Origin of the sequence: Sorangium sp. So ce204 (assembly GCF_051526795.1) — a bacterium.
Classification (GTDB): Bacteria; Myxococcota_A; Polyangia; order Polyangiales; family Polyangiaceae; genus Sorangium; species Sorangium cellulosum_B.
This window is the reverse complement of record NZ_CP150317.1, coordinates 2,885,319-2,908,077: the sequence shown is the minus strand read 5'-3', so window position 1 is coordinate 2,908,077 and position 22,759 is coordinate 2,885,319. Positions and strand designations below refer to the sequence as shown.

Sequence of the window (22,759 nt, the reverse complement as noted above, 5' to 3'; positions counted from 1 at the left end):
AGTCGGCGCCAGTCGGCGCCAGTCGACATCTCCGACCTTTCGAAGTAGATCGCGGCCGTGTCGACCAAGCCGCTCCCCACCGCTCCGCTCCGAAGGACGCCGCTCTACGACGAGCACATCAAGCTCGGCGGCCGCATGGTCCCGTTCGCCGGCTGGGAGATGCCGGTCCAGTACAAAGGCGTCACCGAAGAGCACAAGGCGGTGCGCACCGCCGCCGGGCTGTTCGACGTCTCGCACATGGGCGAGATCATCCTGAGCGGCGAGCACTCCGGACAGGTGGTCGACTACCTCGTCACGAACGACGTGAAGAAGCTGGAAGATGGCCACGCGCTCTACACGTGCGCGTGCAACGAGGCCGGAACCATCCTCGACGACCTCATCGTGTACCGGATCGACGCGCGGCAGTGGCTCATCGTCTGCAACGCCTCGAACCGCGACAAGATCGCCGCCCACATCCGGGGCGCGGCGCAGGGCCACTGCAGCTTCGAGGACGCGTCGGATCGCACGGCGATGATGGCGCTCCAGGGGCCGAAGGCGCTCGACATCGTCGCGCTCGCGGGCGGCGACGGCCCCGCGCTGCGCGAGCTCGCGCCGTTCCACTTCCGCGACGCGACGCTCGCCAACGTGCGCTGCACCGTGGCCCGCACCGGCTACACCGGCGAGGACGGCATCGAGATCTTCTGCTCGCCGTCCGACGCGCAGCGGCTCTGGCGCGCGCTCGTCGAGCTCGGCGGTCCGCTCGGCCTCGAGGCGACGGGCCTCGGCGCGCGCGACACGCTCCGCCTGGAGGCGCGCCTGTCGCTGTACGGCAACGACATCGACGAGACGACGAACCCCATCGAGGCGGGCCTCGGCTGGGTGGTGAAGCTCGACAAGGGCGATTTCGTGGGGCGCGCGGCGCTCCAGCGCATCAAGGACGAGGGCCCCGCGCGCAAGCTGGTCGGCTTCGAGATGACGGGGCGCGGCATCGCGCGCCACGGCTACCCGCTGCTCGACGTGAGCGGCGCGAAGGTCGGCGTCTGCACGAGCGGCAGCCCGGGGCCGACCGTCGGCAAGAACATCGGGCTCGGCTACCTGCCGGCGCCCATGGCGGCGGTAGGGACCGCCTTCCAGGTGGACTGCCGCGGGCGCACGGTCGAGGCGGTCGTGGTCAAGACCCCGTTCTACAAGCGGGCCTGACCCGCGCCGAGGCGGGCCGATCCGAGCGACCGCGCGCGGCGACCAGAGATCCAGGTTGGCAAAGGGAGAAGAAGTCACATGGCGAGCGACAATGTCCGAACGGACCGGCGGTACACGAAGGACCACGAGTGGGCCAAGCAGGAGAACGATCTCGTCGTGATCGGGATCACCGCCTTCGCTGTCGAGCAGCTCGGCGACATCACGCTGGTCAACCTCGACGTGAAGCCGGGCGACACCATCACCGCGGGCACGGCGTTCGGCACGATCGAGAGCGTCAAGACGCTGAGTGATCTGTTCGCGCCGGTGAGCGGCAAGATCCAGCGCGTGAACGCGGATCTCGAGAGCCGCCCCGAGCTCGTCAACGACGACTGCTACGGCAAGGCGTGGATGATCGAGGTCGTCCCCTCGGACCAGGGCGAGCTCGGCGCGCTCATGGATCCCGACGCGTACGTTGAGCTCCTGAAGACCGCGGCGCACTGAGCGCCGCGCCCCTCCGCGTTCCGCATCACCCTTCCCGTTTCCCGCTGCACAAGACCATGCGCTACCTGCCCCACACGCCCGAGGAAATCAGCGAGATGCTGCAGGCCGTCGGCCTGTCGTCGCTCGAGGAGCTCTACAGCGCGATCCCGGAGGAGGCGCGCCTCACGCGCCCGCTCTCGATGGAGCCTTCGCTCGACGAGGCCTCGCTCATGCGGCACCTCGAGGAGCTCGCCCAGAAGAACCGCGCAGAGCGCATGCTCTCGTTCCTCGGCGCCGGCGCCTACGAGCACCATTTCCCGCCGGCCGCCGATCAGCTGCTACTCCGCAGCGAGTTCTACACGGCCTACACGCCGTACCAGCCCGAGGTCTCCCAGGGCACGCTCCAGGTGATCTTCGAGTTCCAGACGATCGTGAGTGAGATCCTCGGGCTGCCGATCGCCAACGCGTCGATGTACGACGGCGCGAGCGCGCTCGCGGAGGCCGTGCTGATGGCCCGCCGGCTGACGGGACGGGAGCGCACGGTCCTGTCCGGGGGCGTGCACCCCGACTATGTCGGCACGGTCGAGACGTACGTGCACGGCATCGGGTCCGGCAAGGCGTCGCTGGTCGGGGTCGACGTCGGCCGCGACGGCACGGCGGACGTCGAGGCGCTGACGCGGGCGATCGACGAGACGACGGCCTGCGTGGTGGTCGGCTATCCGAACTTCTTCGGCGTCGTGGGCGACATCCGGAAGGTGGCCGAGGTGTGCCACCAGAAGGGCGCGCTGCTGATCACGGTCACGCTGGACCCGTACGCGCTCGCGCTGCTCGAGTCGCCGGGCGCGCTCGGCGCCGACATCGCGGTGGCGGAGGGCCAGCCGCTCGGGCTGCCGCCGCAGTACGGCGGCCCCAACGTCGGGCTGTTCGCGTGCCGGAACGACCGCAAGTACCTCCAGCAGGTGCCCGGCCGGCTTGTCGGCGAGACGGTCGACAAGCACGGGACCCGCGGGTACGTGCTGACGCTCGCGACGCGCGAGCAGCACATCCGCCGCGAGCGGGCGACGAGCAACATCTGCACGAACAGCGGCCTCTGCGCGACGGCGGTCACGATGCGGATGTGCATGCTCGGCAAGCGCGGGTTCGTGGAGGCGGCGAAGCAGTGCCTCGCGAAGGCCGAGCACCTGAAGCGGGAGATCGCGCGGCTCGACGGCTACTCGCTGCCGATGTCGGCGCCGACGTTCCACGAGTTCGTCGTGAAGGTCCGCGGCGGGGACGCGGGGAAGCTCACGCGGGCGCTGGCCGAGCAGGGGATCATCGCGGGGCTGGATCTCGGGCGGATCGACGCGCGGCGGCGGGACGAGCTGCTCGTCGCCGTGACCGAGCGGCACAGCCGGGCGGATCTCGATCGGCTCGTGGAAGGGCTCGCGGGGTTCAAGGGCTGAAGCGGACGAGGCGGTTCCGAGCCGAGCGGGGCGGCGGCTGAGCGGAGCGTAGGGCGGCTGGGGGAGGGTGTGCCGAGCTCCCTCGCCGGGGGCCTACCGCCCCGTTGGTAGCCGTCGCTGGACAGGTGAGCCCTGCGGCCCGCTGCAACGCTTGATGCAAGCGTTGCAACGGGCGACTCGGTCGCCGAGTCGGCCCTTTCAAGCCTTGAGATCGCCGACTCGGCGGGCCAGCGGGGCGGATCAAGCCTTGAGATGGCCGACTCGGCCGGCCAGCGGGGCGGATCAAGGCTTGAAATCGCTCGCTCGGCGACCGAGTCGCCCGCTTCAAGGCTTGAAACGGGGACTCGGGCGCCCGGGAAGGCGATCTCAACGCGGGGGAGCGCTCACCGCCTTCGTCAGCGCGAGGCGACGTCTCGGCGATGCTGCGCGGGCGACGGGTTCGGCCACAGCGGCAGGAGCGACTGCCGGTAGACGGTGAGACGCAGCAGGTCGACGCCCGCGATGACGCCGAACGCCACGGCGTCGTCCGTCCCGTAGCTCCCCTGGAGCGAGAGGCTGATCCGAGCGGCGCCCCCAGCGTGAGCGCGCCGGCCACGCCCGTGAAGCCCAGACCCCGGTTCGCCTTCAGGCGCGACTCCACCGGGCTTGGCTGCCGGTCGCGACGTACATTCAGCACCCTTTACTGAACTCGCGATCAGGCAAATTCGATGGTGCCTGTGGATGCGGCGCCAAGACATTCGGACTCGCTTCGCATGACAAAGCGTGGACCCCATGTCCATGCTCTACCGCGGCGATGGCTCGCGTCGCACCGGCCGAGCCATGGTTGCCATGCTCCAGCGCATCGCCGGCTATCCACCTCCTCCTGCGAGCAGCGCCACCGCTGAGGGAGTCCGCGCCGATAGAGTGCCTATTGCTGCCGCTCGCGGAATCGCCGTCGGTCCGGATGGAAGCATCTACTACTCCGAGCGTTATATGCATCGCATCCGCAAAATCTCGCCCGACGGCTTCGTCAACACGATCGCCGGCGTCAACGCGCAGGCCGGATTCAATGGAGATAACCAGCCTGCGACACAGGCGTTATTGAACCAGCCTCGGCGACTCACGATTGGACCCGACGGTACCATCTATTTCATCGACGAGAGCAACTACCGCGTCCGCAAGATCTCGCCCGATGGAATCATCACCACTGTCGCAGGCAACGGTCTATTAGGCACTCGACCGCCCGACGGTGCGCTCGCCACTTCCGGCTCCTCGGGCTCCGTGTATGGCCTCGACGTTTCCAGCGACGGCAACCTCTACCTGGCATTCAACAATTCTATCCTCAAGGTGGCGCCTGATGGGATCATCACGACGGTTGCAGGCTCATGGAACACCAACGCTAGTGTCAGCTCCGGCGACGGCGGCCCCGCTGTCGATGCCCGATTCCGTTCGATCTATGACATGGCGCTTGGGCCGGACGGATCGATATACATCTCGGAGTCCTCCGGACAACCGTGGGATGGTTACCGGATCCGGCGGATCGATCGCAGTGGGATTATCAACAAGATCGCGGGCACCGTCGAGACGACCACATCCGAGGATGGGGTGCCCGCGATCTCGGCTTCGATCGGTGTTCCCGACTCACTGGCGGTCGGACAGGACGGCAGCGTGTACTTCGCCGCGCTGTCTGGCGAGCTGCTGCAGGACAATCTCATCCGGCGCATCTCGCCCGATGGGGTACTCACCACGTTCGCCGGAAACCGAGCTCCTCGCCCTTGGAATTGCAATGCTTGCGGTCTTGGCGGCCCTCCGACCGCGGCCTGGTTCTTACAAGTGACCGATTTGGCCGTTACTCCAGATGACCGCCTGATGTTCATCGATGGCAGCGGCAGCTCCTCCTACATCGGCCGCGTCGACATGGCGCTCCCGCGCATCCAAGCGGCTCACTTCGCGATCGCGAGCGATGACGGGACCGAGGTGTACATCTTCGACCAGCAGGGTAAGCACCTCGTCACTCATGACACTCTCCTCGGCACCGTGCGCTACGAATTCGGTTATGACGCCAAGGGGCGGTTGAGCACGATCACCGATGTCGACCAGCAGGTCACGACCATCCAGCGCAACGCAGACGGCTACCCGACGGCCATCCTCGCGCCGACCGGGCAGAGCACCGCGCTCACCCTCGACGCCGAGCACTACCTCTGGAAGGTCACGAATCCGGCGAACGAGACGACGACGCTCTCGTATTATCCGAACAGCGGGCTGCTCCAGTCCCTCGAGGACCCGCTCGGCCGGCTGCACCAGTTCGAGTTCGACGCGAAAGGACGCCTCATCAGGGACGAGGATCCGGCGGACGGCTACAAGCAGCTCACCCGGACCGAGACGCCCAACGGCCACCGTGTCACGGTCACGACCGCGATGGGGTTGACCCGCGGATACGAGGTCGCGACGCTGCCGGACGGCAGCAAGCAGCGCATCCGCACGGGATCGGACGGGCTCTCAACCGTCGAGCAAATCAGCACGAGCGGAGCCAGGACGACCACGGCGGCGGACGGCACCGTGACCTCCATCGAGGTGAACGGGGACCCGCGCTTCGGCATGCAGTCCCCGTTGGTCAGCAGCGAGGTCACGACGACCCCCCTTGGACGAACAAGGCAAGTTACCCGATCGCGCTCGGTGGTCCTCACGGCGCCGACCAACGCGCTGACCCTGAGCTCGTTCACCGAGATCATGTCGATCAACGGGCGAGCGTCCTCTCTCGTGTTCAACAAGGCCACGAGGGCGACCGTCCACACATCCCCTGCGGGGCGCCAGTCCACAATCACCCTCACCCCCGAGGGGCGCACCCAGCGCATCGCGGTGCCCGCAATCCTGCCAGTGATTTCACGTACTATCCGGATGGTCGCTTGAGCGCGCGATCCCAGGGATCCAGGACGTGGACGTACACGTACGAAGACAACGGCTGGCTCACGACGGCAACCGATCCACTGCTCAACACCGTCTCTTTGCTTCACGATGCGGTCGGCCGCTCCACGCAGGTGACGAGGGCCGACGACGAGGTGATCGGAACGAGCTACTATCCCGGCGGACTCGTCCACACGGTGACGCCGCCGGACCGGCCGGCGCACACATTCGGTTATACGCCGGCCGATCTCCTGGAGGAATACCTGGCTCCGGCCGTCGGCGGTGCTCCCGGGGATACCTCGTGGTCCTACGATCTGGACGGCATGCTCACGAGCTCGGCGCGGCCGGGTGAGGCCGCGACGGTCTACACGCGGGACCCGTCTACGGGTCGCCTCAGCCAGGTGGCGCTGCCGCTGGGGATGGGCACCATCAGCTACGCCTATCATCCGTCGACTGGAAGACTCACGACCATCGCCAGTCCTTCAGGTATCTCGCTCAATTTTGCCTACGATGGCATGCTCTTGACCAGTCTGACGTGGACAGGAGCCGGGTTCGGGGGCAACTCCTCGAGTGTGCAGTGGGTCTACGACAATGACTTCCGCATCGATACGGAGACCGTGGGCAGCGGTGCGACCATCAACTTCGACTACGATGCAGACGGCCTCCTCACCCAAGCGGGCGGGCTCACGCTCTCCCGGCATCCCAACAACGGGACGTACACCGGGAGCACGATCGGCGTCGTGAGCGATACAATCAGCCGCGACGCCTATGGCGCAGTGGCGACGTACGTTGCGCAGGCGAGCGGCTCGACGCTGTACGAGGTGACATCTACGCCCGACGCTCTAGGGCGCATCCAGAGCATGACGGAGACGATACAAGGGCAGACCGCGACGTACGAGTATGTTCGCGACCTCGCCGGCCGTCTTACCGACGTGTATCGCGATGGCGTGATCGCGGCGCACTACGATTACAACGCGAACGGGAATCGTCTGTCGCGAACGTCGTCCGCGGGGACGGAGAGTGGTACGTATGATGACCAGGATCGGCTCCTGAGCTATGCGCTCAAGACCTACGGGGTAAGCTCGGCGGGCGACCTTACGAGCATCACCGATACGGTCACGGGAGCGACGACGACGCTCACGTACGACGCACGCGGTAACCTCCGCCAGGCAGTTCTGGGCACCGGTGACGTGATCGACTACCTGGTGGATGGGGGGGACCGCCGGATCTGGAAGAAGAAGAACGGCGCGGTGGTGCAGGGGTTCATCTACCGCGACGACCTGCGACCCGTGGCGGAGCTCAATGCCGCAGGCGCGGTGGTGGCGCAGTTCGTCTACGGTCAGGGTCGCAATGTCCCTGATCTCATCCTGAAGGGTGCGGCGACCTACCGGATTCTGACGGACCATCGGAACAGCCCGCGTCTGGTCGTCAACATCGCGACCGGAGCGATAGCGCAACGCCTCGACTATGATGAGTTCGGCCGCCTCCTCCAGGACACGAACCCGGGCTTCCAGCCGTTCGGCTTCGCCGGCGGGCTATACGACGCCGATACGAAGCTGGTGCGCTTTGGAGCGCGCGATTACGACGCGGAGGTGGGGCGGTGGACGGCGAAGGATCCGATCCGGTTTGACGGCGGGGACACGAACCTGTACGGTTACGTGCTCAACGATCCGATCAGCTTCACGGATCCGAACGGTCTCGGCCCCGTCGGGTTGTTGGATTGCCTTCTGAGCGGACGTAGCTTGGCGGATTGCTGGGGAGAAGAGAAGGCCAAGTTCGGTTCTAATTCTGGATCCGATTCTGAGCCTGGGTCCGATTCTGGGCCGGGGTCGCATCCTGGGGAAAGGCCGAAACCGAAGAATGGATTTGGGATGTGTCCCGCGAATCCATACCGGGATCCGCCGGAACCCGATTGGAAGAAGAAGATGAAGAGCTGCAGCGGGACGTCCGGTAGTGCACGCGTCAAGTGCTGCGCGGACGTGTGCGACGCGCGCGATATTGGCGCGGTCGCCAGTGGCCTGTGCTTTGCTCAATGCCTGGTGCAATGAGCACTGTGAGCGAGAGATGAACAAGTCGATCGACGAGATTCTTGCCGAATTCACCAGTGGGTATGGTCCTGAGGAATTTTGGATCCTCTCACTGAGCGACGCCGAGATTCTCGAGCGACTGCGGGCTATCGGGGATCATCCATGCTCCGCCTTGGCCGAATACCTTGAATCGTTGCTCGTTCGGGTCCAAGCTGATCCAGCGTCGATCAAGCGCGAGCTAGAGGAGTCAGCGGGTTCCGTACCTGGTAGTTTTACGAGTTGGCTAGATCCCAATGAGAGGACGGCCGACGGCCTCGATGCATGGGTCGCCTATCATCTGGCCAATTGTCGGGCCATCGCCCGAAGCTTGATCCTGAATTGGGTCAAGCAGGAGTCCCACTCGTCGAGCGTGGCCCCCTCCTCGACCCCCTCCGATACGGAATGATCTACCGCGGCCTGCGGCTGCGTTAAGCCGTCATCGACGGACGAGCGCCGGCCGCGTGCCCGCGGGCGCCCCACACCCGACCGCGCCGCCGCCAGCGACGGACTCGTCGGCGGGGCGCCCACGCAGGCGGCGGCCCTTAGCCCAGCCGCATCACGCGAACGCGTTGCGCCGCACGACCGTCGCCCCGCGAGCCGCGCCGACCGACACGCCGGTCTCCTTCTCGACCAGCTCCACATAGTGCCGCGCCGCTGCCGGCAGCTCCGTCATGGAGCGGGCGCCGTCACTCGGCTCGCTCCACTCGGCCACCGACTCCAGCACCGACTTCGCCGTCGCGATCTCGTCGACCCTCCGCGCGTGACATCCGATCCGGCGCGGCGCAACGTGAATGAACGCGAGGAGGAGGAGGATCGCAAGCGCGGCGACGACATCCCTGACGCCCCACTGGCCGCACCCTGCCGGGGCACGACTTCGCCGGCCAACCGGCGTCGGCGGTGCCAATGCGGTCGCGTGCCCGGTCCTCGACTGCCCCCTGCCCGCCTGAATGACTCCCCGTCGCGTCCGGAGAGACGCTCGCGCGCCCCTCAGCGCGAGGCGACGTCCTGCCCGCGCTGCTGCGCGGGGAACGGGTTCGGCCACAGCGGCAGGAGCGATTGCCGGTAGACGGTGAGGCGCAGCAGGTCGACGCCCGCGATGGCGGCGAACGCCATGGCGTTGTCGGTGCCGTAGCTGCCCTGGAGCGAGAGGCTGATGCCGAGCGGCGCCCCCAGCGTGAGCGCGCCGGCCACGCCCGTGGAACCTGCGCCCCAGAAGCGGCGGTAGCCGCCCGCGTCGAGGGCGAGGCCCAGCTGGCCAGCCTGGAAGCCGCGCGTCGCGACCCGGGCGAGCAGCGCGAGATCGATGCCGCTGTCGAGGATCGGCGTCGCGCGCACCAGGCCGCCGACGATGACGGGCGCGTCGGGCGTGGTCCCGACGCCGACGTCGCACGACAGCGCGCCGTCGAAGACGAGATCGCTCTCGCCCTGCTTCCAGCCGATCGCGCCGGCGCCCACGAAGGTCCACGCGGAGGCGTCCGCGCGCGAAGGCGAGGACCAGGCGAGCGGGGCGAGCAAGGCCCCGACGGCGGCGAGGCAGGCGATGGGCGAGCGCACGCGAGCGAGCTAGCACGAAGCGCCGAGCGGCGATAGGTCAGCGCGCGTTCAACGCAAGGTGCCGCGCCGCGCGACGATGTGCCGCGCCACGAGCGCGGCCACCTCGGGATCGAAGAGGAGCGTGTTGTGCCCCCGCCCCTCCATCACCCGCACCTCGCCGCCCGGCAGCGCGTGCGCGATGGGCGAGCGGACCAGCGTGTCGGCCCCCGCGACGATCGACAGGTGCGGGACGCTCGACCGCGCCGTCCCGAGCAGGACGCGCCGGAGGACCGGGCTCGACGCGTCGAGATCGCGCGCGCCGCCGAAGCCGAGCAGCCCTGCGCGCGGGATGCCGCCGAACGGGCTCGCCATGGAGATGGTCTGCACGACGCGCGGATCGCCGACCTCCTGCGCGAAGAAGCGGCACACGATGCCGCCCATGCTGTGGCCGACGAGGTGCAAGCGCACGCCGCCCGGCAGCGCCGCGACGAGCGCCCCGAGGCGCGCTGACAGCGCCTCGACGCCGGGCCCCGGCGCGTAGGACATCGTCGCCGTGTGGACCGACCACGGCGGCTCGGCGCGCGCCGGGTCCGCCCGACCGCGCGCCCGCGAGGCGCGCGACATCGCGGCGTGGCGCTCGATCGCCGTGCGCAGCGGCCGGAGCACGCCGGCGGAGGCGAAGAGCCCGTGGAGGATGACCACCACCTCATCGCCGTCGCGCGCCCCGTCAGGGATCACCGGCGCGAGGGTGTCGTACGGAAGGAGGACCGCCTGCCTCGCGAACGAGGCCACCTCCCTGCCAGCTGTCGCCGCGAAGGCCGACGCACGGAACCACCTCGCCACGTGGTGGCTCTTACCATGGATCCGTCGCGCGACGTCCCCGTGGCTCACGACGCGCTGTGTCGCGGGCGCGCGCCGCGAGGACGCCGCGCGGACGGCGAGGAGGCCGATCATGGCCTTAGCAGCCAGACATGGAAGCTGCGGAACGTCCCCCGGAGCGCGCGGATCCGGACGATGTCCCCCGGCGCGACGTCGCGCAGCGGCACCCGGATCTCGGACCAGCGGTCCAGAGGGCGCTCTGGCACCTCGACGCGCGCCTCGTCCGCGGCGCGCTCGACCGCCACGCCGATCGCGATCGGGCCGCCCCCGTCGGTGCGCAGCGCGAGCACAGCGGGCCCGCGGGCGCTCGCAGCGCTCGCGTCGGCCGCGGAGGCCGCGGAGGCCGCTCCGATTGCGAACGACTGCTCGCGCCCCTCAGGGATGATCCTGCCGGCGTCGAACCGCGGCGCTCCGCCGCCGTCGCTCCCGTCCCGCAGCACGGCGCCGACGACCCAGCCGCCGCGCGGCGACGGGAACGCGTAGCCGTGCGCCCGCTCGTCGACCAGGTCGGCGATGTCCACCTCGTCGATGGCCCCGTCGCGGCGCTCCCCCGGCGGCGCGAGCGCGGACCAGTCCGCCTCGTAGATCACCTTCTCGTCCGCGGCGCACATCACGTTGTCCTCGATCTTCACCGCGTCGACGCGCCGGCCGAAGACGTCCGCGAGCCCGCCCCACCACGAGGGGTACAGGGCGAAGACGTCGGGCCGCTCGGCGGCGTCGAGCCGCTCGATGAGCTCGACGACGGCCGGCACCCCGTGCACCGAGGCCCGCGCGAACGGCATCCCCCGGTAGCCGCCGAGCCCGAGCCCGTCGATGGCCGGGATCCCCGACAGGTACGGGATCGCCCCGGCGTCGCCGAGCAGCACCCGCCGCGGCGCTCGGTGTTGGCGCGCGCGCGCGGCCAGGCGCCGCGCGACCTCGACCTGCTGCCCGGCGATGTTGGCCGAGGAGCGGGCGAAGTGGTCGATCTGCCGCGCGAACCACGCCGAGGGCGCCGCGAGCGCCGCGAGCGCGAGCGCCGCGGCGACGCCGGCCGCGAGCCGCCCCCGCCGCGCGAGCGCCTCGGTCCCGAGGGCCGCGGCGACGAGCAGCATCGCGAGCGCCGGGGCGGCGTAGCGGAGGTTCTGGTAGCGCGCCGTCGTGTTGAGCGCGACGAGGAGCAGCGAGCCGTAGGCGCCGATCAGGAGCGGCACGGCGAGGCGCCGCGTCCGCCGGTCGAGCGCCGCGATCGCGCCGAGCAGCGGCAAGAGGAAGGCGTAGGACGGGCCTCCGAGCGCGCTCTCCAGCGCCTGCACCCGCAGCGCGGCGAGGTTCTTGATCACCTCCAGCGCCTTCTCGAGCGGCGCCGGGTACGGGTTCGAGAGGATGAGCTTGCGCACCGCCCCCGCCGCGCTCCACTCCCCCGTGAGCGCGCGGTTCGCGGCGGCCTGCGCGGCGAGGAGCAGCGCGGTCGGCAGGGACGCGCGCGCGAGCGACGCCGCCGCGCCCAGCGAGCCCGCCGCGTGGGCCACGGCGACCGCGAGCGGCGCCGCGAGCGCGACGGCCTCGGGCCGGGTCGCGACGAGCAGCGCGGCGAGGAGCCCTGCCCGGAGCTGCTCGGCCGGGCGCTCGGCCGGCGGGGCGAGCTCGGCGCGCCGCACCGCGACGAGCGCCCGGCCCATCACCGCGCCGAGCAGCGCGACCTCCATCCCGGAGAACCAGCTCCAGTCGAGCAACGGCACGGCCACGACGAAGAGCGGCGCGGCCCAGGCGACCCAGCGGGAGGAGGCGGCGCCCGGCCCGCCGCGCGCATCGAGGAGCCGCCGGAGCGATCGGCAGAGATCGAGCAGCGCGGCGCACGCGAGGAGCGCGGCGAAGAGGCCGAGCCACGCGCCGCGAAAGCCGAGCAGGTACCCGGGCGCCAGGGCGAGGGGGTACACGAGGCTGGTCCCGCCCGAGGAGTAGCCGTTGCCCGGGATCCACGAGAACGGGTGGCCAAGGGCCGCGGCGCGGGCGAACCCGAAGTGGATGTAGACGTCGTCGAGGGGCGCCGGCCAGACGCCGCCCGTCCTGGCGAGCGCGGGGCCGTAGAACGCCGCGGCGGCGCCGAGCACCGGGATCGCGGCGCTCGCGTGCCACAAGAGCGGCCGGATCCACGGCGGGCGCCTCACCGCCCGGCCGGTACCACGAAGGAGCCCGGGACGGCGCGCCGAATCTGGCTAGACTGCGCGCCATGGTGCTCAGAGCCGTGGTGGACGAATCGATCGACGCCGCCCACTGGGAGGCCGTCGAGGAGGCGGCCGAGCTCCTGCAAGAGGAGCAAGTCCAGGAGGCGCTCGTCGCGCTGCGCGACGTGATCAAGGCCTCCCCGTCGAACCCGTACGCGTACAACCTGCTCGGGCACGCGCTCTACGAGCTCGGCCAGCTCGATCCGGCGCGCGACGCGTACCGCGCCGCCGTGCGGCTCGCGCCGAGCTTCCTCGGGGCGCGGGTCGGCCTGTCGCACGCGCTCCGCCGCCTCGGCGACACGGACGGCGCGATCGCGCAGGCGAAGGAGGCGCTCCGCCGGTTCCCGAAGGACGGCGAGGCGATGCACGCGATGGGGCTGGCGCACGCGGCCCGCGGCAACCGCGCGCTCGCGCGGAAGCACCTCCAGGGCTTCCTGGACGCGGGCCCGGAGGTCGAGGCCGCGATGGAGGTGCGGCAGATCCTCGAGATGCTCGGCGTCGGGGGCGACGACGAGCCGCTCCAGTTCGAGTAGCCTTCTCCCGGCGCACGCGCGCTCGGCGCGCCGGAGGCAAGGAACTCGATGGTGACCACCCCGCACTTCGATCTCATCATCCTCGGCACGGGGCCGGGCGGCGAAGGCGCCGCCATGACGGCCGCGAAGCACGGCAAATCGGTCGCGGCGATCGAGCGCTACACGCGGGTCGGCGGGGGCTGCACCCACTGGGGGACGATCCCCAGCAAGGCGCTGCGCCGCGCGATCTACCACATGAACCTGATCAACCAGAGCCCCATCTACAAGCGGATGGATGTGGTTCCGGAGTACCCGTTCGCCGAGCTCCTCGCGACGGCGAACCGCGTCATCGACGAGCAGGTCGATCTGCGGGAGAGCTTCTACGACCGGAACCGCGTCCGGCTCGTCCCGGGGCAGGCCAGGTTCGTCGATCCGCACACGATCGAGGTGGAGGGCGACGGCGGCCAGCGCCGGCGGTACGCGGCCGACAGCTTCGTCATCGCGACCGGCTCGCGCCCGTACCGGCCGGCCGACATCGACTTCAGCCACCCGCGCGTCTTCGACAGCGACACGCTGCTGCGCATGGATCACACCCCCCGGAGCATCACCATCTTCGGGGCGGGCGTCATCGGCTGCGAGTACGCGTCGATGCTGCGCAACATGCAGGTCGCCGTGAACCTCGTGAACACGCGCTCCCATCTCCTGGAGTTCCTCGACGACGAGATCACCGACGCGCTCGGGTACCACTTCTGCGACAAGGGGATCCGCGTCCTGAACGGCGAGGAGCACGAGGCGGTCGAGGCCACGAAGGAGGGCGTCGTGCTCTCCCTGAAGAGCGGGAAGAAGCTCCGGAGCGAGGTCTTCCTCTGGGCCAACGGGAGGTCGGGCAACACGGCCGATCTCGGCCTGGAGAACGTCGGTATCACGCCGAACAAGCGCGGTCAGCTCGAGGTGAGCGAGACCTTCCAGACGAGCCAGCCGCACATCTACGCGGTCGGCGACGTGGTCGGCTTCCCGGCGCTCGCGAGCGCGAGCTACGACCAGGGCCGGTACGCGGCCAGCCACATCTGCGGCCACGCCGACGACAAGCTGGTCCGTGACATCCCCACGGGCATCTACACGACGCCCGAGATCTCGTCGCTGGGCAAGAGCGAGCGGGAGCTCACGGCGGAGAAGGTGCCCTACGAGGTGGGGAAGTCGACGTTCAAGACGCTCGCGCGCGCGCAGATCACGGGCCAGCAGGTCGGGATGCTGAAGCTGATCTTCCACCGCGAGACGCTCGCGCTGCTCGGCATCCACTGCTTCGGCGAGAACGCCGCGGAGATCATCCACATCGGGCAGGCGATCATGTCGCAACCTGCGCCGCACAACACGATCCGGTACTTCGTGAACACGACGTTCAACTACCCCACCATGGCCGAGGCCTACCGCGTCGCGGCGCTCGACGGGCTGGGGCGCGTGTTCTGAGGGCGCGGCGGGGCGGCGCTCGGAAGATCGAGAACCCAGGCCCATCCCTGAAATCGGTGGCCCGCCTGGTTTGGCATCTGGTGTGCTGCCAGGGAGGACGATGCTCCGGCGACCGTTTCCGGTCCGCCGGGGGCTCCCAGCTGCCTCCGCCGCACCGTTTCCGATCCGCCGAGGGCTCCTGGCTGCCTCCTCCAGATCGTTTCCCATCCGCCGGGGGCTCCCAGCCGCCTCCTCGGGGGCGGGGGTCTGGTACGGTCCCGGGGTCCTATGTCATCGATCTCTGCAGGCGCCGAGGAAAGCGTGCCGTCCAGCGAGCCCGGCTCGGACGATGCCGGCGCCTCCGATGTTCCGACGGATCTCCTGACCGAGGCGGCGGCGCGTGCCGGGCTCGGCCCCGAGGTGGCAGAAACGCTGGCGAGGTGGCTCGCTGCCCAGCTCGTCGGCGATCGGTTCGCCCGGCTGGAGCAGGCTGGCGCCGGCGTGGAAGGCGGGATCCCGCTTGCGCGGGTGTTCGTCGATCTGGAGGTCGCGACGACGCCTCAGCCCGAGCCGTCGGAGTCCGGCGCGCCCGTCCGTGGCTTCGTGGATCGTGTGCTCCAGCTGCAGCCTCGCCGGCTCGTGGAGCGGGCGAGCGGTGCACGCGTGACCGGGCGCCGCGCGACCCGCGAGATGGCGACAACCGCGGAGCTCGCCGAGCACGGTGATCCCCCGGAGCCGATGACCGGATTCGTGCTGATCGGCGGCCCAGGGCAGGGAAAATCGACGCTAGGTCAGCTCCTGTGCCAGCTGCACCGCGCTGCGCTCCTCGCGCCGCGGGCGGCTCAGCTCGACGAAGAAGCTCGCAAAGCGGTGGAAGCGTTCGCGGGCCCCCGGGCGCAGGAGGAGCTCGGACGGCCGATCGCGCCGTGTTTGCCGGTGCGCCTGGTGCTCGCCGAGGTGGCTGCCTGGCTCGCGGCGCGCGGCACCCCCGGCGAGGCAGCGACAGAAGAGGCCGAGGCCCCGCTGGCGCTGCTGGAGTACCTCACCGCGTCGATCCAGGAGCGGACCGGGCGAGTCCTCGCTCCCGCTCAGCTGCAGCGGCTCCTGGTGGCGTGCCCGTGGCTTCTGGTGCTCGATGGGCTGGACGAGGTGCCGGCGTCGAGCGACCGCGACCGGATGCTGACCGCGGCGCGCTCACTCGTCGCGTGGCTCCTGCGCGGCGGGGCGCGCGGCCTCGTGGTGGCGACGACGCGGCCGCAGGGCTACGCGGGCGAGCTCGAAGGCTTCGGCCTCGCGCTGCAAACGCGCTACCTCGTTCCGCTGTCCAAGGCGCGCGCGCTGGCATACGCGGAGAAGCTCGCGGAGGCGCGCTTCGCCGAACCGCCCGAGCGCCGGAAGAAGGTGCTGGAGCGGCTCCGGCTCGCCGCCGAGGAGGAGGCCACGGCGCGCCTGATGCGCAGCCCGCTCCAGGTGACGATCATGGCCACCCTGGTCGATCGCGTCGGCCGGGCGCCGAGGGAACGCTGGAATCTCTTCCGCGACTATTACCGGGTGATCTACGAGCGCGAGATGGAGAGGACCGTCGAGGGCCCCGCCAGCGCGGGAGTCCGGGTCGCGCTCAACGACACGGCCGAGCTCCTGCGGAGCCACCGGGCGTACATCGATCGGATCCACGCGAACGTCGCGCTGCTCCTGCAGGTGGAGTCGGAGCGCTCCGGTGGCACGGCGGCGCTGATGACGGCCGGCCGACTGGAGCAGGTGATCGACGCGGTGCTCGCCGAAGACGAGATCGAGCCGCAGGCGCGGCGAGAGCTCACGGGCCGCATCGTGCAGGCGGCGCGGGATCGCCTCGTGTTCCTCGTCGAGCCGCAGCCCGGCCGCTTCGGGTTCGAGATCCGCTCGCTCCAGGAGTTCATGGCCGCCTGGGCCCTGGCAAGCAAGGGTGAGGTGCTGCTCGAGAAGCGCATCGCGAGGCTGGCCAAGGCGGCGAGCTTCCGGAACGTGGTGCTGTTCCTGGTGAGCAAGTGCTTCACCGAGCTCTCGGATCTGCGCGACGCCTTCACGGAGCGGATCTGCCCGCAGCTCAACGACGATCCGGAGGACGAGACGGCCCGCGCCACGCTGGCGGGCTCGATGCTGGCGCTCGATATCCTCGAGGAGGGCTCCGCGCTCGAGCAGCCGAAGTACGCGCGGCGGCTGATGGAGATCGCCACGCGCCTCCTCGATCTGCCTCCTGGTCCCGAGCACATCCGGCTTGCCGAGATCCAGGCGACGAGCACGGTTGACACGCTCCGGGGGGCTCTCCTCCATCGTCTCACGGATGGATGCATACCTGCCCGCCTCGCGGCATGGCTCAGCACCATCGTTGCCGCCGAGCTCGGCGTCGACTGGGCTTATCAACTCGCGGATGCGCACTGGCCAGCCGATGGCGAGACGCGACGCTCCATTGTCGTCGCTGTCGCTGAGAACACAGGCACCATGAGCCCTTGGCTTCATCAACGTGTATGCGAAGCACCAGAAGACTTCACGCCCCACTTCCTGGAATCGGCGCTGGACGACACCGCTCTCGCACACAACGAGACACCATCACCTTCCTGGCTGACCGCCGTAGCCGGCATCATCGAGCCATCAGCACGCTCCCCCGACATTCACGTTCAGTTCGATGGATTTGACACAGACGCCTACATCGATCTCTCACCACTGGGGAGCGCCATCACCGCATGGCAAGACCTGGCCAATGCGCGACTCACCGAACCTTCGTGGACCGCCTGGACCGCAGCTGCCGAATTCGCCGTCGATCCCTCCGCGCGGTCGCTGGCCAAGGCCCTCGGTCAGCTTGCGGAGCACGGCGCGTTAGAGAAGCTTGGCCGGTGGTTCTCCTCCTATGTGCCATGGCCGCTGGCTGCATGCCTGGAGACATCGTCGTCCCCAGCAGACCTGGCCCGGATGTCTCAGTTAGCACGCTCCGGCGTGCTCGGAGACCGATCCGACTGGCAAGCAGCCGAGGCCAGGTGGACTAGCCAGGGCGTCCGATGGGATGACATTCTAAGCCTGACGGACGAAGAAGCTCCGTTCGGGGCGCGGATTGCTGCGGAGGGATTTCCATCGCCCGCCCCACACGGGATTGCGCTGAGGCTGTCCGACACAGACAAGGACCGCTGGACCACAGCGCTGAGAAACGACTTTGCCGCCGCAAGCACAGCGGCAATTCGCCGCGCCGTCGCAAGGATACTCCTCTATGCATGCAAGTGGCACGGGCGAGCCGGGAAACGCTTGAGCAAGCCGTTCTCGCCTGATGAACTTGCCAGCCTGCTGGGCGCAACCGAAAGAAGGCTATCGCCCTACGCACTCGTCGCCGGCGCAGACCTGAGCGCAAGCACGGCAGCTTGGTACGACGCCCTCGAAAGCGCAACGCACATCGAGCCGGACTGGCGAACCGATCTCTATACCCTTGAGACACACAAACAAACTTCCGATGCCATCCAATGGATCGCCACTCTATATTCGGCGCAGCCATCTCGAGACGCTCTCGTCAGGCTACTCGGTTTGATGGCCGTTCACGGCTACGGGAGTCCGAGGGGGCTCAACCCGACGCTGCTGCAACCGGAACGATTCGCGGACGCTGATACGCGCGTCGCAGCGGTTCTGCTGATCCTGGCACAGGGTCAGCTAGTCCAGGACGACCCCGAGGTCACCGCCAGGGAGCTGGTCGAGCACTGGTCGGCGGAGGTGTTCCCGCTCCACAAGCTCTCTCGCTTCTTTCAGTTCCTGTCCTTGCTGCTGGATCGCGACACGCTCGACCAGGTTCTCCTCGCGCTCTATCGCCACGCGCTGCCCAGGAGCTGGTCGCTGGCAGGCGCGCTCATCGCGCTCCTCCGGGATCGCCTCCGGCAACGCGCGAGCGGCCTTGATGATCCCGCCCTCTGGGATCACCTCCGGCTGCCGCTTCCGCTCCCGCTCCTGTTGCCGGTGCCTGGCACGGAGCCGGCTGGACCCATGTACCTGCGGCGGATAAACGTCGAGCGCGTCCGGTCCATCACCTCGATCCAGTGGGAGCTGCCGCGCGCCGAGCGCGGCCCCGGCTGGCACGTGATCCTCGGCGAGAACGGCGCCGGCAAGAGCTCGTTCCTGCGGGCCGTCGCGCTCTCCCTGCTCGGCCCGGACGCGTCCGGCGCGCTCCGGCAGCCGTGGGGCGAATGGGTGCGGCGGGACGCGACGAGCGCGCGCGTCGAAGCGCGGCTCTCGTACGAGGTGACGCCCCACGACCCGCACCCCAACCCGCCGGGTCTGCACCCGGCCGCGGGACAGGACGGCAGCGACATCCGCACCGATCTCTCGCTCGATCTGATCCTGGAGCTCGCGCAGGCGGGCACCGAGACGAAGATCTTCGAGCAGACCGAGGCCGCACGCGCGCTCTTTCGCCGCGCCGCGGGCGCCTTCAGCGCGGCGTACGGGCCGTTCCGCCGCTTCTCCGACGGAGACCCGGCGTACGAGAAGATGTTCATGGACCAGCCGCGCGTAGCTCGGCACATCTCCCTGTTCGACTCCCGCATCGCCCTGACCGAGAGCCTCGCCTGGCTGCGCGAGCTCCGGTTCAAGCAGCTCGACAACAAGCCGGAAGGTGCGCTCCTCGATCCGTTCAAGAAGTTCGCGAGCGACGCGGGCCCCCCGTTCTTCCTGCCCCATGGAGCCCACCTGGCCGACGTCTCCTCGGACGGCGTCACCTTCGTCGACGGCAACGGCTTCGAGATCCCCGTCGAGGATCTCAGCGACGGCTACCGCGCCGTGCTCAGCCTGACCTTCGACCTCATCCGGCACATGGCCGCGGTCTTCGGGCACGAGCGCGTCTTCGACCCGGAGGACCCGACCGTCGTCCTGCCCGGCGGCGTCGTGCTCATCGACGAGATCGACGCGCACCTCCACCCGAGCTGGCAGCGCCAGATCGGGCACTGGTTCAAGAAGCATTTCCCCAACGTCCAGTTCCTGGTCACCACCCACAGCCCGCTCGTGTGCCAGGCGGCGGACACCGTGTTCCTGCTGCCGGCGCCCGGCAGCGACGAGGAGGCCCGGCGGGTCGAAGGCGTCGATTTCGAGCGCCTGCGCTACGGCAACGTGCTCGATGCCTACGGGACCGATGTGTTCGGCCGAGGCGTCACGCGTTCCGAGGAGGGCAAGCGCCTGCTCGAAAAGCTCGTGGCCCTGAACCGGAAGGAGCTGGAACGAGGCATCTCTCCGGAGGAGATGGAGGAGCAGGAGCGGCTCCGGGCGATCTTCCCCACCTCGGCCGTCGGCACGCGCCGCGGGGCCGCGTGATCCACGTGTGCCTGTCCTCGTGCCCGGACGGCGCCGAGGCGGCGCTGAACGAGCTGCGCGATTACCAGGCCGAGGTGGACGACGAGCCGTCGTACGCCGGGCAGGTCGAGGCAGCGCAGCGCCTCTGGGACAGGAAGAGGAAGAACAAGCCCATCTCGGTTGCGCGCGAGATGCTCCTGCGCATGTGCCCGAGCTCCCGCTACTGCATGTTCTGCGAGGACTCCCGCGGCAGCGACGTGGAGCACTTTCGACCCAAGGCGCTCTACCCCGAGTTCGTCTTCGCCTGGGCAAACTTCCTGTACGCCTGCAGCCTGTGCAATCCGTCGAAGTCGAGCCGGTTCAAGGTGTTCCGCCCCGATGGCACGATCTTGGATGTCACCAGGAAGCAAGGCGCGCCGGTGATGGCCCCGGAGTCCGGCGAGGCGCTCCTCATCGATCCGCGGCACGAGGACCCGCTCGATCTCATGCACCTCGATCTGTCGACAGGGCGCTTCGACGCGCGCCACGAGGCAGGCCTCGCGCGCGAGCGAGCGCGCTACACGGTCGACCTGCTCGGGCTCAACGAGCGGGAGTACCTGTGCGCCGCGCGCCAGGACGCCTTCGAGGCCAACGAGAGCTTGCTTCGCGACATCGGCGCGCTCCGGCAAGCAGGACGACCGCAGGCCGAGATCGCGAGGAAGGTGAACGCGCTCCGCCGGCACCCGCACCGGACCGTGTGGGACGAGATGAAGCGCCAGCGGGAGAAGGTCCCGAAGCTCAAGGCGCTGTTCGGGGCAGTCCCCGAGGCGCTCGGGTGGTGAGCAGCCATAGCCGCTCGCATGCAGGGTGCGGACGAGCCTTCGACTCTGCAGGGTGCGCCCGGATCGTCCGGCGTGGCGCGGAAGCCGCCGGGACGAGTCGCGCGAAGTCCAACCGCGTGGGTTGCCGGCGCGCCGCCCGGCGGTGATACTCCTCCGAAGGAGCACGCTGTCATGGCCGCCGCTGCACCCCTCCTCGCCCCCCCCGCCGAGCACGCCGATGCGGCCGCGGCAGGCGGCTCGGAAGACCAGCTCATCGTCCTTCATGACGTCTCGTGGGAGGAGTACGAGGCCCTGCTGGCCGTCCTCGGTGACCGCGCCGGCGTGCGGGTGACGTACTGCGACGGAGTGCTGGAGCTGATGAGCCCGGGCGGACCCCACGAAGGACGGAAGACGATCCTGGCCCGCCTCGTCGAGGCCTACGCGGAGCAAGCGGAGCTGCCACTCAGCGGGTACGGCAGTATGACCGTCCGCAGGCGGCTCGCGGCGCGGGGAGTGGAGCCGGACGAGTGCTACGTCTTCGGTTCGGTGGAGGACGGGGGGATCCCGGAGCTCGCGATCGAGATCATCGAGAAGAGCGGGACCATCAACAAGCTGTCCGTGTATGCAGGGCTCGGCGTGCCGGAGGTCTGGTTCCTGAAGAAGGGGAAGCTCTCTCTTCACGTCCTCGGCCCGGATGGCTACGCCGAGACGGAGCGAAGCCGGTTCTTGCCGGGGCTCGACACCGCGGCGCTGACGGAGTTCATGGTGCGCAAGGGTGACCAGACGACGGTCGTGCGCGCGTGGCGAGCGATGCTCCGCGAGCGCGGCCAACGGTGAGCGCGATCCGCTGAGCGGCAAGGCGCCGCCTCCGCCGCTACCCCCGCTCCCCTAGCCTCCCCCCTACCCCCCGCCGCTCGCCCGCGCCGCGCACGCCGCGGCGATCGCCTCCGAGCCCGCCTCTCGCGCCACGATCTCGCACGCGCGCCACGCCGCGAGCCGCTCCGGCCCCGCGGCGCCCCGCGGCGCCGCCGCGACCCGCGCCTCGACCGAGCGCGCGAAGGCCTCCAGCGCCGCCTCGTCCCCGCGCTCCGACAGGAGCGCGCCCAGCGTGAGCGCCGCGTGCGCGACCTGCCGCTCCGCGCCCGGGTACATCTCCTCCGCGAGCGCCTCGACGAGCGCCGGGAGGTCGCGGCGCGCCGCGGCCTCGCGCGCCCGCACCTCGGGCGCCGCGGCCTCGGCCCCTGCGACGCCGAGGCGCCGCTCCAGGTAGCCGAGCACCGAGCGGGCGACGCGCTGGAACGAGGCGAGCCCGTCGGTCGGCGCCTCGAGCACGCCGCCCCCGGCGCGCGCGCCCGCGACGTCGAGGTCGAGCACGATGACGAGATCCTCCCGCTCCCCGATGACCACGAGGTCGCGCGCCCAGTCGAGCGAGCGCTCCTCCGCGAGCCACGCCGTCGCCCGCGCGACGTCGCCGCGCGGCAGGATGAGCGTGCCGTCCGGGAGCGCGATGCCGTCCGCCGCCGCGTAGAGCGCCGCGAGATCCGGCGGCTCGGCCAGCGCGAGGGACCACGCGCCCGCCCCTGCCGCCGGGGGCCGCGCCTCCACGCCGGCCCATGCGAGCAGCGCGGCGACGCGCGACGCGAGCGCGCCGGCCGCGCTCTCGGCGTCCGCCGGCAGCTGCGGCGGCAAGCCCCTCGCCACGGCGTGCATCTCGGTGCCGCGAGGCGGCGCGAACGTGTCGCCGGTGCCTTTCGGGTCGATGCTCTCGGTCATGTAGACGCCCTTCGGCGCGAAGCCGTCGCGGGGCGCGACGAACAGGCGCGCAGCGTAGTGGATCGGATCGACCACGTCGACGATCGACTGCGCGAGCGAGATCGCGGGGTGGAGCGCGTGCTCCGCGCCCCGGCGATCCGGCGTGGCCGTCGAGCTGGACCATACCGCCCTCGCGGCGGCGGCGCAGATCGTTCGGCCGCGCCCGCTCTGGTCTTCGTCCATGCTCTCCGCCCACTACGTTCCAGACGACGCGCCGCGGGCCGACGAGGGTGACTTCGGCTTGTGCTT

General features: G+C 69.9%; 16 protein-coding genes and 1 pseudogene. 11 read left to right on the top strand and 6 right to left on the bottom strand.

Translation table 11 applies throughout. The features are described from left to right. Positions 1 to 57 precede the first annotated feature (57 nt). The 3 genes from gcvT to gcvPA all read left to right on the top strand — a co-directional run bounded on the left by gcvT (position 58) and on the right by gcvPA (position 3,080). The gene (gene gcvT / locus WMF22_RS11085) at positions 58 to 1,179 is read left to right on the top strand and encodes a glycine cleavage system aminomethyltransferase GcvT (protein WP_437299070.1); all 1,122 of its coding nucleotides are present in this window, start codon (positions 58 to 60) and stop codon (positions 1,177 to 1,179) included. A gap of 78 nt (positions 1,180 to 1,257) precedes the next feature. Beyond that, positions 1,258 to 1,659, top strand: coding sequence for a glycine cleavage system protein GcvH (gene gcvH / locus WMF22_RS11080; RefSeq protein WP_437299069.1), 402 nt, complete (start codon positions 1,258 to 1,260; stop codon positions 1,657 to 1,659). Positions 1,660 to 1,715: 56 nt separating this feature from the next. Beyond that, positions 1,716 to 3,080 carry an aminomethyl-transferring glycine dehydrogenase subunit GcvPA gene (gene gcvPA / locus WMF22_RS11075; RefSeq protein WP_438035730.1) on the top strand — a complete coding sequence of 455 codons (1,365 nt, stop codon included), beginning with the start codon at positions 1,716 to 1,718 and terminating at the stop codon, positions 3,078 to 3,080. Positions 3,081 to 3,475: 395 nt separating this feature from the next. Here gcvPA and WMF22_RS11070 read toward each other — a convergent pair whose 3' ends face one another. Continuing rightward, positions 3,476 to 3,598, bottom strand: coding sequence for a hypothetical protein (locus tag WMF22_RS11070; protein WP_437299067.1), 123 nt, complete (start codon positions 3,596 to 3,598; stop codon positions 3,476 to 3,478). A gap of 253 nt (positions 3,599 to 3,851) precedes the next feature. Between WMF22_RS11070 and WMF22_RS11065 the strand changes: the two genes are divergently transcribed. From WMF22_RS11065 to WMF22_RS11055, 3 genes are read left to right on the top strand one after another with little or no spacing between them, the layout of a single operon-like run. Next, positions 3,852 to 5,969 (top strand): hypothetical protein, encoded by a 2,118-nt coding sequence (locus WMF22_RS11065; protein WP_438035729.1) that lies wholly within the window; start codon positions 3,852 to 3,854, stop codon positions 5,967 to 5,969. After that, positions 5,966 to 8,011, top strand: coding sequence for an RHS repeat-associated core domain-containing protein (locus WMF22_RS11060; protein WP_437299065.1), 2,046 nt, complete (start codon positions 5,966 to 5,968; stop codon positions 8,009 to 8,011). Before WMF22_RS11065 ends, WMF22_RS11060 begins: the two co-directional genes overlap by 4 nt. Positions 8,012 to 8,027: 16 nt before the next feature. Next, positions 8,028 to 8,435 (top strand): hypothetical protein, encoded by a 408-nt coding sequence (locus WMF22_RS11055; protein ID WP_437299064.1) that lies wholly within the window; start codon positions 8,028 to 8,030, stop codon positions 8,433 to 8,435. Between the two features lie 150 nt (positions 8,436 to 8,585). Here the strand turns inward: WMF22_RS11055 and WMF22_RS11050 are convergent. The 4 genes and pseudogenes from WMF22_RS11050 to WMF22_RS11035 form a co-directional block, all read right to left on the bottom strand. Further along, a pseudogene (locus WMF22_RS11050) lies at positions 8,586 to 8,780 on the bottom strand (adenylosuccinate synthetase); the annotation flags it as partial. A 236-nt stretch (positions 8,781 to 9,016) separates the two neighbouring features. Continuing rightward, positions 9,017 to 9,583: a hypothetical protein gene (locus tag WMF22_RS11045; RefSeq protein ID WP_437299063.1), complete on the bottom strand. Its 567-nt coding sequence runs from the start codon at positions 9,581 to 9,583 to the stop codon at positions 9,017 to 9,019. Positions 9,584 to 9,631: 48 nt separating this feature from the next. After that, positions 9,632 to 10,516, bottom strand: coding sequence for an esterase/lipase family protein (locus WMF22_RS11040; RefSeq protein ID WP_438035728.1), 885 nt, complete (start codon positions 10,514 to 10,516; stop codon positions 9,632 to 9,634). Further along, a complete protein-coding gene (locus WMF22_RS11035) occupies positions 10,513 to 12,561 on the bottom strand; it encodes a hypothetical protein (protein ID WP_438035727.1) in 2,049 nt (682 codons plus the stop codon). The genes WMF22_RS11040 and WMF22_RS11035 overlap by 4 nt, the downstream gene beginning before the upstream one ends. 92 nt (positions 12,562 to 12,653) lie before the next feature. On the opposite strand from WMF22_RS11035, the gene WMF22_RS11030 reads away from it, so the two are divergent. The 5 genes from WMF22_RS11030 (at position 12,654) to WMF22_RS11010 (ending at position 21,535) form a co-directional block, all read left to right on the top strand. After that, positions 12,654 to 13,181 carry a tetratricopeptide repeat protein gene (locus WMF22_RS11030; RefSeq protein ID WP_438035726.1) on the top strand — a complete coding sequence of 176 codons (528 nt, stop codon included), beginning with the start codon at positions 12,654 to 12,656 and terminating at the stop codon, positions 13,179 to 13,181. A gap of 48 nt (positions 13,182 to 13,229) precedes the next feature. Next, complete coding sequence (gene sthA / locus WMF22_RS11025; protein ID WP_437299059.1) at positions 13,230 to 14,627, top strand: Si-specific NAD(P)(+) transhydrogenase; 1,398 nt, start codon at positions 13,230 to 13,232, stop codon at positions 14,625 to 14,627. A gap of 267 nt (positions 14,628 to 14,894) precedes the next feature. Continuing rightward, on the top strand, positions 14,895 to 19,919 hold the full coding sequence (locus WMF22_RS11020; protein ID WP_438035725.1) for an AAA family ATPase: 5,025 nt from the start codon (positions 14,895 to 14,897) through the stop codon (positions 19,917 to 19,919). Next, the gene (locus WMF22_RS11015; protein ID WP_438035724.1) at positions 19,916 to 20,719 is read left to right on the top strand and encodes a hypothetical protein; all 804 of its coding nucleotides are present in this window, start codon (positions 19,916 to 19,918) and stop codon (positions 20,717 to 20,719) included. Before WMF22_RS11020 ends, WMF22_RS11015 begins: the two co-directional genes overlap by 4 nt. A 171-nt stretch (positions 20,720 to 20,890) precedes the next feature. Further along, positions 20,891 to 21,535 carry a Uma2 family endonuclease gene (locus tag WMF22_RS11010; protein ID WP_438035723.1) on the top strand — a complete coding sequence of 215 codons (645 nt, stop codon included), beginning with the start codon at positions 20,891 to 20,893 and terminating at the stop codon, positions 21,533 to 21,535. A 63-nt stretch (positions 21,536 to 21,598) separates the two neighbouring features. On the opposite strand, the gene WMF22_RS11005 is transcribed toward WMF22_RS11010, so the two are convergent. Then, the gene (locus WMF22_RS11005; protein ID WP_438035722.1) at positions 21,599 to 22,693 is read right to left on the bottom strand and encodes a hypothetical protein; all 1,095 of its coding nucleotides are present in this window, start codon (positions 22,691 to 22,693) and stop codon (positions 21,599 to 21,601) included. Between the last annotated feature and the right edge of the window lie 66 nt (positions 22,694 to 22,759).